Annotated in this window: 10 protein-coding genes; 4 read left to right on the top strand and 6 right to left on the bottom strand. The window is 70.6% G+C overall.

Going from position 1 to position 13,259, the window contains the following annotated elements:
• Positions 1 to 9: 9 nt before the first annotated feature.
• Complete coding sequence (locus tag ACFWBT_RS08960; RefSeq protein ID WP_385697531.1) at positions 10 to 948, top strand: cyclase family protein; 939 nt, start codon at positions 10 to 12, stop codon at positions 946 to 948.
• A gap of 77 nt (positions 949 to 1,025) precedes the next feature.
• Here ACFWBT_RS08960 and ACFWBT_RS08955 read toward each other — a convergent pair whose 3' ends face one another.
• The 6 genes from ACFWBT_RS08955 to ACFWBT_RS08930 form a co-directional block, all read right to left on the bottom strand.
• Positions 1,026 to 1,418: a hypothetical protein gene (locus tag ACFWBT_RS08955; RefSeq protein WP_385697530.1), complete on the bottom strand. Its 393-nt coding sequence runs from the start codon at positions 1,416 to 1,418 to the stop codon at positions 1,026 to 1,028.
• A 137-nt stretch (positions 1,419 to 1,555) separates the two neighbouring features.
• Complete coding sequence (locus tag ACFWBT_RS08950) at positions 1,556 to 3,334, bottom strand: cation:proton antiporter (RefSeq protein WP_385697529.1); 1,779 nt, start codon at positions 3,332 to 3,334, stop codon at positions 1,556 to 1,558.
• A 153-nt stretch (positions 3,335 to 3,487) separates the two neighbouring features.
• Positions 3,488 to 4,540, bottom strand: coding sequence for a cytochrome d ubiquinol oxidase subunit II (locus tag ACFWBT_RS08945; RefSeq protein WP_385697527.1), 1,053 nt, complete (start codon positions 4,538 to 4,540; stop codon positions 3,488 to 3,490).
• Positions 4,537 to 6,042, bottom strand: a complete 1,506-nt coding sequence (locus ACFWBT_RS08940) for a cytochrome ubiquinol oxidase subunit I (RefSeq protein ID WP_385697525.1) — start codon at positions 6,040 to 6,042, stop codon at positions 4,537 to 4,539. The genes ACFWBT_RS08945 and ACFWBT_RS08940 overlap by 4 nt, the downstream gene beginning before the upstream one ends.
• Before the next feature lie 74 nt (positions 6,043 to 6,116).
• A complete protein-coding gene (locus tag ACFWBT_RS08935; protein WP_385697597.1) occupies positions 6,117 to 6,911 on the bottom strand; it encodes an SDR family oxidoreductase in 795 nt (264 codons plus the stop codon).
• A gap of 330 nt (positions 6,912 to 7,241) precedes the next feature.
• Complete coding sequence (locus tag ACFWBT_RS08930; RefSeq protein WP_385697523.1) at positions 7,242 to 8,201, bottom strand: 2-hydroxyacid dehydrogenase; 960 nt, start codon at positions 8,199 to 8,201, stop codon at positions 7,242 to 7,244.
• Positions 8,202 to 8,414: 213 nt separating this feature from the next.
• On the opposite strand from ACFWBT_RS08930, the gene ACFWBT_RS08925 reads away from it, so the two are divergent.
• The 3 genes from ACFWBT_RS08925 (at position 8,415) to ACFWBT_RS08915 (ending at position 13,240) form a co-directional block, all read left to right on the top strand.
• The gene (locus ACFWBT_RS08925) at positions 8,415 to 8,966 is read left to right on the top strand and encodes a gluconokinase (protein ID WP_385697521.1); all 552 of its coding nucleotides are present in this window, start codon (positions 8,415 to 8,417) and stop codon (positions 8,964 to 8,966) included.
• Positions 8,967 to 9,678: 712 nt separating this feature from the next.
• On the top strand, positions 9,679 to 11,925 hold the full coding sequence (locus ACFWBT_RS08920) for an RICIN domain-containing protein (protein ID WP_385697519.1): 2,247 nt from the start codon (positions 9,679 to 9,681) through the stop codon (positions 11,923 to 11,925).
• A 22-nt stretch (positions 11,926 to 11,947) separates the two neighbouring features.
• Entirely contained in the window at positions 11,948 to 13,240 is a 1,293-nt protein-coding gene (locus ACFWBT_RS08915; RefSeq protein WP_385697517.1) for a ThuA domain-containing protein, read from the top strand.
• The last annotated feature ends 19 nt before the right edge of the window (positions 13,241 to 13,259 follow it).

Genomic DNA, 13,259 nt, shown 5'->3' with positions numbered 1-13,259 from the left:
AGCACCCTCATGCCCGATCCCATCGAACCCGCCGACGCGCCGCGGATGAGTCCCGAGGAGTTCGGGGCTCTGTACCGACGCGTCCGGGACCGCGCCGCCGACCCCGGCCGGGGAGCGCCCCGTGTCACGCCCGAGCAGCTGCGGGCCGCCGCGGGCGAGGTCAGGACCGGACGCACCGTCACCATGGCGGCGCCGGTGGACACCCGGCCCGGACCCGACAACCCGGAGCCCGCGGTCCACCGGCTCACCGGTCCGGTCGCCGGGGAGGCGGGCGCCCCGGGACTGCACTTCGCCTTCGACCGCTTCGCCATGAACGTGCACGGCGACGCCGACAGCCATCTCGACGCGCTCTGCCACGTCATCTACGACGGCACCCTGCACGGCGGTGTCCCGGCGTCCTCGCTGACCGCCGAGGGGGCGACCGAACTGACCGTGGACGCGGTCCGCGACGGGCTGGCGGGCCGCGGTGTGCTGCTCGACATCCCGAGGCTGCGCGGTGTGCCCTGGCTGGAGCCGGGCGACAGCGTCACCACGGAGGACCTCATCGCGGCCGAGGCGGCCCAGGGCGTAGGGGTCGGGGCGGGAGACCTGCTGTTCGTCCGCGTCGGCCACCGCCGTCGGCGCGCGGAGCTCGGGCCGTGGGACGCCGCGCGGGCGCGGGCGGGGATCCATCCCGGCGCGGTCGAGCTCCTCGCGGAGCGGCAGGTCGCCGCGCTCGGCGGTGACGGCAACAACGACACCGCCCCGAGCCCGGTCGACGGAATCGGCTTCCCGACCCATGTGCTGGCGATCCACGCCCTGGGCCTCTACCTGCTCGACTACCTGCAGTTCGAGGACCTGGCGGACGTCTGCGCACAGGAGCGGCGCTGGTCCTTCCTGTGCGTGGTCGCGCCTCTGCGGCTCCCGGCCGCCACCGGCTCACCGGTCAACCCGATCGCCCTGCTGTGAGCGGCCGGCTCTTGCAGCCGGTGACGCGCCGGAAGCCGTGCCCTTCGCGGGGCACGGCTTCCGGCGTCGGAATCCGGCTAGACCCGCGCTCCGTGCACATGCTTCGGCTCGACCAGCAGGCCGTAGATGACCAGCAGGGAGACGAGCATCGTGAACACCGACCAGAACGGGTAGACCGGAAGGAAGATCATCTGCGCGACGAGGCAGAACGCGGCCAGGCAGATGCCCGTCAGCCGCGCCGCCCTGGAGCCCACGAACACACCGAGACTCGCCAGGGCCATCACGATGCCGATGACAACGAAGATCCAGCCCCAGGCCGTGAAGTTGAAGATGAGCAACCGGTTGCCCTGGGAGTACACCTTCGAGTAGTAGCCGTGGTTGAAGATCGCCACGAAGCCGTTGAGAAGATTGAACAGAGCGCTGACCATCAGCAGGATTCCGGCGAAGGCCACCCAGTGCGAACGCTCCATCGGCGGCACGAGGTCGTCTGGCCCAGAGGCTTGTTGCTGCATGAGAACCATGAGATCCAGCCACACGGCGGACCGCAATCCGTACTGACCCGTTGGGGTCCGGGCCGGGACCGGGCGAGTGGCCCCGACCGCCGTCGTCAGTCTGTTCGGTCCGTCCAGGGCGCCCGGGACGGACCGAGCAGGATCACGGTGTCCTGGGCCCCCGGCTGAGGGCTGCGGGTCCCGGTGACCGGGTCCAGCCGCCCGTCGGGGCGTACGAGGAACAGCAACGCGTGCCCGGCCGGGACGCCCTCTCCGGCGGGGCGGGAGGTGATCCGGGCGCCGTCCGCGTAGCGGCGGGCCAGCTCCGGTCGGTTGAGTCCGGCGCCGAACAGGGTGTCGCCGGACGTGTAGGGGGCGACCACGCCGTGACTCAGACCGGGCGGCCCCAGCCGGTGGACGAACCCGTCGACGCTGCCGCGCAGGGTCGCCGACGCCAGCGCGTTGAAGTCGTCCTCCTCGGTGAGCAGCAGGACCCCGGTGATTCCTTCGAGCTCCGCTCCCTCGCCGGTGGCCGCGGCGAGCAGTTCACCCGGCGCCAGGTGCAGTCCGGCGGCCCGGATCAGGTCGCGTTGCTGTTCTCGTCCGGCCCACATCAGGACGTCGAGGCCGGCGGCACGAAGGGCTCGTCCCAGGTCGATCGCCCAGAGGTCGCCGCCCACGAGCAGCGGGCGGGCGCGCGCCGGGCGCAGCACGCCCAGGCGTCGGGCCACGGGGTGCGCGCTGAGCCCGTACAGCGTCACCGTGGTGACGATCACCAGGAAGGTGGCGGGCAGGATCTTCTGGGCGCCGCCGACGTGGTCGGCGACCAGGGTGGCGGAGAAGGTCGAGGCGGTGGCCGCGGCGACGATTCCGCGGGGCGCCATCCATCCGATGAACGCCCTCTCGCCGCGGGGCACGTCCGTTCCCGCGGTGGAGAGGAACGCGATCACCGGCCTGATCACCAGGACCAGGGCGGCGACGAGAACGAGCGTGGGCAGAATGACGTGCCGCAGGGAAGCCGGGGTGACCGTGGCCGAGATGGAGATGAACAGCAGCCCGATGATCAGCGACACCAGGGTCTCGAGGAAGGGGCGGCGCGCCGGGAGGGACATGCCCGGCAGGTTGGCGAGGGCCATCCCCATGACGACCGCGGCGATGAGTCCGGTGTCGTCCCGGATCGCGTCGCAGGCGGCCGCCACGCCCACCGCGGCGGCGAGCTGCGCCGTCGTGCCCAGCACCTCGCCCAGGTGCAGGCGGCTGAGCAGGAACCACAGCGCCGCGGCCCCCACCGCGCCCCCGATCAGACCGACGGCCGAACTCACCGCGAACTGACCGAGCTTGCCGCCCAGGCCGTTGCTGTCGCTCGTGACGACGGCGTGGAACGCGAGCGCCCCGAGAATGCCGCCGACGGGGTCGATCAGCGACCCCTCCCAGATCAGGATGCGCTGGAGCCGCTCGGTCGGGCGTACGAAGTTGAGCAGCGGGCCGACGACGGTGGGCCCCGAGACGACGAGGATCACGCCGAGCATGATCGCCGAACGGTTCGACATGCCCAGCAGCGGCACGGCGAGAACGGCCGCCGCCGCCCAGGTGATCAGTACGCCGAGACAGATCAGCCGCACCACGACGCGCCGCATGTGTCCCTGCAGCTTGCGCACGTTCAGGCCGAGTCCGGCTTCGTAGAGGATCACCGCCACGGCGAGCGACACCATCGGGGAGAAGGCGTCCCCGAGCAGATTGTCGGGGTTGACGATGTCGGTCAGCGCACCGGCGGCGAATCCGACGGGCAGCAGGACGATCAGGGCGGGGATCCGCAGCCGGCTCGCCACCAGCTGGGATCCGACGGCCAGGACGACGATCAGTCCGAGGCCTTCCAGGATCTGATTGTCCGTCACGGCTGTCTCCCTGCCGGTCAACTCGGCTGACGGTCGTCTCGTCGCGGAGGGGGCGGAGCGGCGCTTCTGTTCGCCGGGGTCGTTCAGCGGGGCCGACCGGCGGTCCTCTTCATCGCCGATCCGTTTCAGCGGTGCGGTGGGCGGGTCGGCGGGTCAGACCGCGTCGGGGCGGCCCGCGCCGCCCGCGCCGCCCTCGACGTCCGCGTCCGTCTGGGCCTCGAGCAGACCCCGCGTGTCGAGGCGGTACAGAACCACCAGCGCGGGCCCTACGAGCACGATCGCGATCGCCGTGACGATCAGCAGCCAGTGCAGCGAACCTGCCGCGCCGGCGGCCTGCTGGACCGTGAGGGACGTGGGGATCAGGTAGGGCCGCTGGGCGGCGCCCCACGCGGCGATCACCAGGGCGACGGCGCCCACCGAGGTGAACCGGGCCCAGCCCGCGAAGCGTCCGGCGACCAGCCACGCGGTGGCCGCCGCCGCCACCGCCGAGAGGATCACCAGCAGCAACCCCAGGCCGTGGGTCAGGCCGTGGTAGACGTACGTGGTGTGCTCGCGCGTCACGTCGAGACCGATCAGGGCCAGGACTCCGACGGCGGCGAGGCCGCACCAGGCGCGCCGCCGGAAGTACACGATCATGTCCGGGGCGTCGAAACGGCGGGCGTCCGCGGTGAGGAAGACGGCCCCGAGGAACGCCGTGGCCGCGACGGCGAGGAGACCGGCGACGACGGAGGTCGGACCGGCCCACACGTCGGAGGAGGCGGTGGTGCCCGGGGCGGCGCGGCCGGAGGCCACACCGCCGACCGCGGCGCCCAGGAAGAACGGGGTCAGCAGCGAGGCGACGGCGAAGACGGCTCCGAAGATCCGGCGCTGGGCCAGCCGGTGGGTGGGTTTGCGCAGGGCGAACCCCGCTCCGCGCAGCACCATGCCGACAGCCGCCAGGGCCAGCGGCAGCCACATCGCGCTGAACACCGTCTCGAAGAAGACCGGGAAGCCGGTCCACATGAGGACGAAGACGAAGATCAGCCAGACGTTGTTGACCTCCCAGACCGGCTCCATCGCGTCGTCGATCAGCCCGCGCGGCCGTCTGCCCCGCTTGGTGCCGCCGGCGACCAGGTCCCAGAACCCGGCCCCGTAGTCGACGCCGCCACCACAGGCGTAGGCGGCCGTCGCCACCAGCAGGATCCAGGCGGCCACCGTGGCGGTCATCGCGGGTCTCCCGGCTCCGGCCGCGGCCCGGACTCCGGTGGCGGCCCGGACTCCGGTGACGCGGAGGCGCCACGCGTCGCGTCGACCTTCTCCCGGCGGGGCCCGTAGGGTGTGTCGGCCTCCGGCTCGTGTCCGGTCGCGCCGACGGGGCTCGCGCCCGCCAGACGCCAGCGTCTGCTCATCTTCAGTACGACGCCCAGGAACGTGCCGAACATGAGGACGTAGACGACCACCACGATGCCGAACATCGTCCACAGCGAGCTGGCCGCGGTGGGCGTGACCGCCTCGGAGACCCGCATGTGCTGGTAGACGATCCAGGGCTGGCGGCCCACCTCGGTGGTGATCCAGCCGCATTCGACCGTCACCACGCTGGCCACTCCGGCGATCGCCGCGCACCGGAAGAACCAGGGCGACCGGGGCAGGTCACGGCGCCGCAGCCAGCACCAGCCGTACCAGAGCGCGAGGAGGATCAGCGCGGTGCCGATGCCGGCCATGATGTCGAAGGTCCAGTGCACGATGGTCGCCTGCGTCGGGGTGGGACGGTTCTCGGCCGGCACCGAGGTGAGCCCCGTGACCTTGGTGCCCGGGCTGCCGCCCGCGAGGATCGAGTCCAGCTGGGGGATTTTGATGCCCCCCGTGACGGTCCCGTCGGGATGCAGCCGGCCGAAGAGGTACTCGGGAACGTGCGTATCGGTCTTCCAGACCAGTTCGGCGGCGGCGAACTTCACCGGCTGCTTCTGGTAGACCTGCCGGGCGATGTTGTCACCGAGGAAGAACTGCACGGGCGTGAGGATCGCCGCGACGGTGAACGGCACGCAGAACCCGAGCCGGTGATACCGGTCCCGCCGCCCGCGCAGCCAGCCGACCGCATAGACCCCGGCCACCACATAGCCCGCCGTGAGGAACATCGCGACGACGAAGTGCCAGTACTGGGGGCCGAACATCGGCGTGAACACGGCGGAGCGGACGTCGACGTTCGTGGGCCTGCCCTGGGAGTCCAGGGTGAAGCCCTGCGGGGTGTTCATCCACGAGTTCGCGCCGATGATGCCGAAGGCACCCATCAGCGCGGCGAGCGGCAGCGGTGTGGCGAGCCAGAAGTGCGGCCAGGCCGGGAGGCGGCGCCACCCGTAGAGGTAGATGGCGATCAGGACCGCTTCCAGGAAGAACGCCCAGGCCTCCACCCCGAATCCGAGACCGAAGACGTCTCCCCAGGTGCCCATCATCTTCGGCCACAGCAGCCCGAACTCGAACGACAGCACGGTGCCGGTCACGATGCCGACGGCGAACTGCACCGCCATGACCGCCGACCAGCGGCGGGCGAGCAGCAGGGCGACCGGGTCGTTCTTGCGCAGGGCGCGATGGTGCATCACCAGGGTGATGAACGGCAGGGCCACGCCCAGCGGCACGAGGATGATGTGGGAGGCCAGGGTGAAGGCCATCATCTCGCGCGCGGGCAGCAGTTGGTCGGGAGTGCCCGCCAGGAGGGTGAATGTCTTGTTCATGCGGGCCTCATTGGCTGGTGCCGACGGTAGGCGGTGCCGGGCACCGAGGTGACGTGAGCGCGGACGTCACCGTCTCAGCCACCGGTGGCGAAGCCGGGGAAGAGCGTCATCCCGCCGTCGACGAACAGGGTCGTGCCCACCACGTAGTCCATGAGGTCGGAGGCCAGCACCGTCACCGCGGCGGCGATGTCCTGGGGTTCACCGACCCTGCGGTACGGGATCAGCCGCAGGAGTTCCTGCTCGGCCTCGGGTGTCTCCCAGGCACTGCGGTTGATCGGGGTCTTGATGGCGCCGGGCGCGACCGCGTTGACCCGGATCCCGTGGGGTCCCAGCTCCTGGGCGAGCGTCTGCATGAGCATCAGGACGCCGCCCTTGGACGCGGCGTAGTTCAGGTGGCCGGACCACGGAATGATCTGGTGCACGGAACTCATGCAGACGATCTTTCCGGCCGAGCGGGAGACCTCCGGCACGACACCGCGCCGCAGGAACTCCTTGGTGGCCTCCCTCGCGCACAGGAACTGACCGGTGAGGTTCACGTCGATGACCTTGTGCCACTGCGCGAGGGTCATCTCCGTCACCGACGCGTCCCGTTGCAGGCCGGCGTTGGCCACCAGGATGTCGATCGTGCCGAACTCCTCCAGCATGCGCGCGAACATCCCGACGACCTGGCCCTCGTCGGACACGTCCGCCTCATGGGCGAAGGCCCGTACGCCGAAGCCCTGGATCTGCCGGACCACGTCCTCGGCCGCCTCCTGCCCGACGACGTAGTTGACGACGACGTCGGCGCCCGCCCGGCCCAGCGCGATCGCCGTCGCCAGTCCGATTCCGGAGTTCGCCCCGGTCACCAGGGCCTTCTGGCCCCGCAGCAGCGGCAGCGCCGCAAGCTGCCCACCCGTGTCCACGCCTGAGGTCACTGCCGTCTCCCATTCGTCGGTGCGCCGTCGCCGGGACCGGACGTGCCGCCGGCCTGCCGACTCACCCCGCGCATGCCCGCTCGGCACGACGCCGGTGTCGGGGCCTCTGCCGGGAACTGCCCGCCGCGACCACGTCGGCTTCGGGTCCGCAGGCCCCGCACCGAGGCAAGCACTCCGGCCCGGGGTCGGCGAGGGCGGACTCGCCTCGCTCGGCCGTTGGAAGTAGCCGGGTCCCCCGGGCGGAGCAACCGCACGGCGCCCGGTGCCCCGCGGCGCGAGCGCGCCTCACGACGAAGGCGGGAGGATCACGTTCACCAGGTCCTCCCCCGCGAGATGGCGGAGCAGTTGAGCCCTGACCAGGCTCAGCGCGCGCGGCGGGAACGCCGACGAGTTGCCCCCGACATGAGGGGTGATCAATGTGTTCGGGGTCCGCCACAGCGGATGTCCCTCGGGCAGCGGCTCGGGGTCCGTCACGTCGAGGGCCGCCGCCAGCCGTCCGCGCTCCAGCTCCGCCACCAGGGCGCCGGTGTCCACGACGGCGCCCCGCGCCACGTTGACGAGCAGGGCACCGTCCTTCAACGCGGCGAGGAACTCGGCGTCCACCAGACGCCGGGTCCTCTCCGTGAGCGGAAGGGTGAGCACGACGACGTCGGCGCCGGGCAGGAGACCGGGGAGTTCGGCGATGGAGCGCACCGGCCCGCGCGGCCCCGGTCGGGCGGTTCGGGCGACCCGTACGACCTCGCACTCGAAGCCCGCGAGCCGTTCCTCCACGGCCTGGCCGATGGAGCCGTAGCCGCAGATCAGGACCGTCCGGTCGGCCAGCGAGGGAAAATAGCCGCTCTGCCAGGTCCCGTCGTCCTGCGCCCGTACGAAGCCGGGGACACCGCGCAGCGACGCCAGCGTCAGGGTGAGGGCGAGTTCCGCCGTGCTGGCGTCGTGCACACCTCCGGCGTTGCAGAGCGTCACACCCGCCGGGATGTGCGGCACGAGGTCGTCGACACCCGCCGACAGGCTCTGCACCACCCGCAGCCGGGGCATGCGCCGCAGCAGCGGCACGGACACCGACGTCAGACCGTAGGGAACGACGAAGAACTCCACCGAGTCGAGGACGTCTTGATGCGGGGGTCCGCCGGTTCCGTCCCAGAACTCCGTCCCCGCTCCGGAGGCCGCACCGAGTTGTGCCGGCCGGTAGGGAAGCAGACTCCTCGCCGTCCGCCCGCCGGGCGGGCGCTCCACACCACTCATGGAGGCATCTCAACAGGGATCCGCCCCGGCGGCACTTCGGCCGCCAGGGCACGGGCCCACGGCGAGGGGCGGCACCGGCCTCCGTCGCGGCGCACCCATCCGGGTGCATTCCGCGGGAACCGCGCCGCCGCGTGAGCCCGACGTCCCGGGGCTCCCCCCAGGATTCCGGCGAGGGCCACCCACGTCCTGCCGGACCGATCCAGGAGACGCCGCATGTCATCACCCGGGAGCGCACCGACGATCGTGGTCGTCATGGGCGTCTCGGCGTCCGGCAAGAGCACGCTCGGGACGAAGCTCGCCCAGCGTCTCAATGTGCCCTTCGTGGAGGGCGACGACTTCCACCCACCGCGGAACATCGCCAGGATGAGCGCGGGCCTGCCGCTCGACGACGCCGACCGCGAACCGTGGCTGCACACGCTCGCGAACTGGATCCGCGACACGAGCCGGTCCCGGCGGAGCGCGGTCGTCTCCTGCTCGGCCCTCAAACTCCCCTACCGGGAGCTGCTGCGTGCGGCCGGGCCCGGCGTGTGGTTCGTGCACCTGGACCTCGACCGCGAGATCGCCCGCCGGCGCATCACGCACCGCTCCGGCCACTTCATGCCCGAGGGACTGCTCGAGTCCCAGTACGACACCCTCCAGCCGTTGCTCGACGACGAACCCGGGCTGAGGGTCGACGCGACGGCCGACGCCGAGACGATTCTGGACCGGGTGCAGGCCGCCCTCGTCCGCTTCGAATCCGAACGCCGGGGCACGACCACGGACTAGCGGTACAAGGGCACGGCACACCGGGCACCGGGCACCGCGAGAACACGCACGGCGCCCCGGAGGTGCTCCGGGGCGCTGTTCCGCGGCAGCCGCTTCCCTTGCCGCGGGACACGAACCGGCGGTGCCGGTCGGCGCGGTGGCCGGTGGAGTTCGCTGCGGCTCCGCCACAGGAGTCACCGGCCCGGGACCAGAGTGCCCTGAGATGCGGGTGAGGTGGGTGGGGTTCGCCGTCATGTCACCGCCTTGTAAGGAACCACACATCCGAAGGGGCGGTCCGGCAGAGCGCCACGGAGGGCCGGGACGGCCGAACCTTCCCACGGGACGATCCCCTCCACAGACCACCGATCCGTGGCAACTTCGCCCCGGCACACCGCACATGACGCACCATTCAAGAAGTGAACCGCGTTCCGCCGCGGACGAAGGCGCACGTCGTCGTGATCCCCGCGCGGGTCGCCCGGCCGGTCCGGCGACCATGCCGACGCCGAGCTCCACCGCGCCGCGCCGATGAACGCCCCTTCCACACGGCCGAGTTCAGCGGACAGCACGCCCTCCGGACGTTCAACTCCTCGCGCTGTCAGCCGATTTCAAAGCGTTCCTTGTTTCACATCTTGACGACTTTGGTGCAGACCTTTAGGTTCACCGATCACCACGACTCCATGAATGCATTCGCCATTCACAGACATGAACCCCCACCCATGCAGGAGTGTCCCCCATGTCCAGATTCCCCCTGCCCCGATCCGGAAGAAGGTCCGGTCGCCACCGGACCTTCAGATTGCTGACGGTCACCGCCCTCGTGGCGACAACGGTGTCGGGCCTGACCCTCGCCTCGCAGGACGCGGTCGCCCGGAACGGCGCGGTCGCGCAGGCGGCCGCGGTGCCGACCGGCTGGTCCACCGTCGTCAACGCGGGCAGCGGCAAGTGCGTCGATGCGCGCGCGGCCGGCACCGCGAACGGCACGGCGGTCCAGCAGTACGCCTGCAACGGCAGCCAGGCCCAGCAGTGGCAGTTCGCCGCCACGTCGAGCGGCTACTCCCAGGTCGACAACCGGGCCGACGCCACGAAGGCCTGGGACGTCACCGACGTCTCGACCGCGGACGACGCGCTGGTGCAGCTGTGGGCCTACGGCGGCGGCGCCAATCAGCAGTGGCAGGCCGTGGCGGAGACCGGCGGGGCCTACCACTTCGTGAACCGCAACAGTGGCAAGTGCCTCGACGTGCCGAGCGCCTCCACCGCCGACAGCGTGCAGCTCCACCAGTACACCTGCAACGGCACGGCGGCCCAGTCCTTCCACGTCAACGCGGTGGACACCCAACAGCCGCCCGGCACACCGGACCTGGGCCCCAACGTCACCGTCTTCGACCCCTCGACCCCGGCCGCCACCATCCAGAGCAGCCTCGACTCGGCCTTCTCCCAGCAGGAGACCAACCAGTTCGGCACCGCCCGCAAGGCCTTCCTCTTCAAGCCCGGCACCTACAGCGCCAACGCGAACGTCGGCTTCTACACCCAGGTGGCGGGTCTCGGCCTGTCCCCCGACGACGTCACGATCCGGGGCGCGGTGCACACCGAGGCGGACTGGTTCCAGGGCAACGCGACCCAGAACTTCTGGCGTTCGGCGGAGAACCTGTCGGTGACTCCCACCTCCGGCTCGGACCGGTGGGCGGTGTCGCAGGCCGCGCCGTACCGGCGGATGCATCTGCGCGGCAACCTGGCGCTGGACGACGGCGGCTGGTCCAGCGGCGGCTACATGGCCGACACGAAGATCGACGGTCAGGTCAACTCCGGTTCGCAGCAGCAGTGGCTGTCGCGGAACACCGAGTGGTCGAACTGGGCGGGCTCCAACTGGAACATGGTGTTCGTCGGCGCGCGGAACGCCCCCGCGAACAGGTTCCCGAGCCCGCCGTACACGACGGTGGACCAGACACCGGTGTCCCGCGAGAAGCCCTTCCTGTACGTCGACACGGCGGGCGCCTGGAAGGTGTTCGTGCCGTCCGTGCGCACCAACTCATCTGGTACAAGCTGGAGTTCGGGGACTCCGGCGGGCACGTCCCTGCCACTCTCCGACTTCTTCGTGGTGAAGCCCGGCGCGACGGCGGCGCAGCTGAACGACGCACTGGCCCAGGGCAAGAACCTGCTCGTGACGCCGGGTGTCTACCACCTGGACCAGACGCTCAAGGTCACCAGGGCCGACACGGTGGTGCTGGGCCTCGGTCTCGCCACGATCGTCCCCGACAACGGCATCACCGCCATGACGGTCGCCGATGTGAACGGCGTACGGCTCGCCGGGCTGCTGATCGACGCGGGCACCACCAACTCCGCGCAGTTGCTGGAGATGGGGCCGAGCGGCTCCTCCGCGGACCACAGCGCCGATCCGAGCTCCCTGCACGACGTCTTCTTCCGCATCGGCGGCGCGGGCGTCGGAAAGGCCACCACCAGTCTGACGATCAACAGTGACGACGTCATCGGCGACCATCTGTGGCTGTGGCGCGCGGACCACGGCAGCGGAGTCGGCTGGACGAGCAACACGGCCGACACCGGGCTCGTGGTGAACGGTGACGACGTGACCATGTACGGCCTGTTCGTCGAGCACTATCAGAAGCACCAGACCATCTGGAACGGCAACGGCGGCCGCACGTACTTCTACCAGAACGAGATGCCCTACGACCCGCCGAACCAGGCCGCGTGGATGAACGGCTCGACGCAGGGCTACGCCGCCTACAAGGTCGCGGCCTCCGTGACGAGTCATCAGGTGTACGGCTTCGGCAGCTACTGCTACTTCAACGTCAACTCCTCCGTCGCCGCCGAGCACGCCATCGAGGCGCCCAGCAACGCGAACGTGCGCTTCAAGGACATGGTGACGGTCTCCCTGGGCGGCACGGGAACCATCCGGCACGTGATCAACGACCGGGGCGGGCCGTCCAACTCCTCGACCAATGTCGCCAATCTCGTCAGCTATCCCTGACCCGTACGGGAAGGAGCGTCCGATGCGCATCAGCAGATCCGGTCCGGCACGCGGGATCCTCGGGGTCCTCGTCCTGCTGGCGACCCTGCTCGGCCTCGCGTCACCGCCGGCCGCGCGGGCGAGCACCACGGCGGCCCCCTTCAAGGTGCTCGCCCTCTACAACGGCACCTGGGACGCCGCCCACATCAGCTTCGTCCACGAGGCCAACGACTGGTTCCCCCAGCAGGCCGCGGCGAACGGCTTCACCTACACGGCCAGCAACAACTGGGACCTGCTCAGCAACGGCGGCGTGAACGCGTACCAGGTCGTCCTGTTCCTCGACGACCTGCCGCAGAGCGCGGCCCAACGCGCCGGTTTCGAGCAGTACATGCGCGCCGGCGGCGGCTGGCTGGGCTTCCATGTCTCGGCGTTCACCACCGAGGCGCAGAACTGGCCCTGGTACCACAACCAGTTCCTCGGCACGGGGAACTTCCGTTCCAACACCTGGGGGCCGACCACCGCCGTCCTGAAGGTGGAGGACCGGACGCACCCCTCCACCGCGAACCTGCCGACGACGTTCACCTCGTCGGTCAGCGAGTGGTACAGCTGGTCCAACGACCTGCGGCAGAACCCGGACATCCGGATTCTCGCCTCGATCGACCCCAGCAGCTTCCCGCTGGGCACGGACCCCGCACAGACCTGGTACAGCGGCTACTACCCGATTCTGTGGACCAACGCGAAGTACCGCATGCTGTACGCGAACTTCGGTCACAACGCGATGGACTACGCGACGAACACCACACTGTCGTCGACGTTCACCAGTGCGACACAGAACCGGTTCCTGCTGGACGGGCTGAAGTGGCTCGGCGGGGCGGGCACGCCGGTGCCACCGGCGGATCCGATCTCCGAGACCACGTGGTACTCGCTGGCCGACTCCGGCAACGGCACCTGCGTGGACGCCCGTGCGGCCGGCACCGCGAACGGCACCGCGGTCCAGCAGTACGCGTGCAACGGCACGCAGGCTCAGCAGTTCCAGTTCCGCTCGACGGACAGCGGCTACACACGGATCACGCTCCGCCCGGATCCGCAGCGGGTCGTCGATGTCACCGACCGCTCGACGGCCGACAACGCGCCCTTGCAGCTGTGGAGTTGGTCGGGCGGGCAGAACCAGCAGTGGCAGCCGGTGAAGGAGAGCGGCGGGCGTTACCACTTCACCGCCCGGCACAGCGGCAAGTGCCTGAGCGCGGCGGCCTCCGCGGCGAACAGCGTGCAGCTCACCCAGCGCGCCTGTGACGGATCGGCCGCGCAGAGCTTCGCACTCACCGCGCAGCCCTGACGGATCGGTTCACGAACTG

Source organism: Streptomyces sp. NPDC060027 (genome assembly GCF_042737005.1).
Lineage (GTDB): Bacteria > Actinomycetota > Actinomycetes > Streptomycetales > Streptomycetaceae > Streptomyces.
The sequence above is the reverse complement of the archived record's forward strand: the minus strand, read 5'-3'. Positions and strand labels throughout refer to the sequence as shown.

Bases quoted from the DNA above. Each gene is read 5' to 3' on its own strand.
- ACFWBT_RS08955 (WP_385697530.1), bottom strand. From the start codon at position 1,418: ATGGAGCGTTCGCACTGGGTGGCCTTCGCCGGAATCCTGCTGATGGTC.
- ACFWBT_RS08940 (WP_385697525.1), bottom strand. From the start codon at position 6,042: ATGAACAAGACATTCACCCTCCTGGCGGGCACTCCCGACCAACTGCTG.
- ACFWBT_RS08960 (WP_385697531.1), top strand. From the start codon at position 10: ATGCCCGATCCCATCGAACCCGCCGACGCGCCGCGGATGAGTCCCGAG.
- ACFWBT_RS08945 (WP_385697527.1), bottom strand. From the start codon at position 4,540: ATGACCGCCACGGTGGCCGCCTGGATCCTGCTGGTGGCGACGGCCGCC.
- ACFWBT_RS08930 (WP_385697523.1), bottom strand. From the start codon at position 8,201: ATGAGTGGTGTGGAGCGCCCGCCCGGCGGGCGGACGGCGAGGAGTCTG.
- ACFWBT_RS08920 (WP_385697519.1), top strand. From the start codon at position 9,679: ATGTCCAGATTCCCCCTGCCCCGATCCGGAAGAAGGTCCGGTCGCCAC.
- ACFWBT_RS08915 (WP_385697517.1), top strand. From the start codon at position 11,948: ATGCGCATCAGCAGATCCGGTCCGGCACGCGGGATCCTCGGGGTCCTC.
- ACFWBT_RS08925 (WP_385697521.1), top strand. From the start codon at position 8,415: ATGTCATCACCCGGGAGCGCACCGACGATCGTGGTCGTCATGGGCGTC.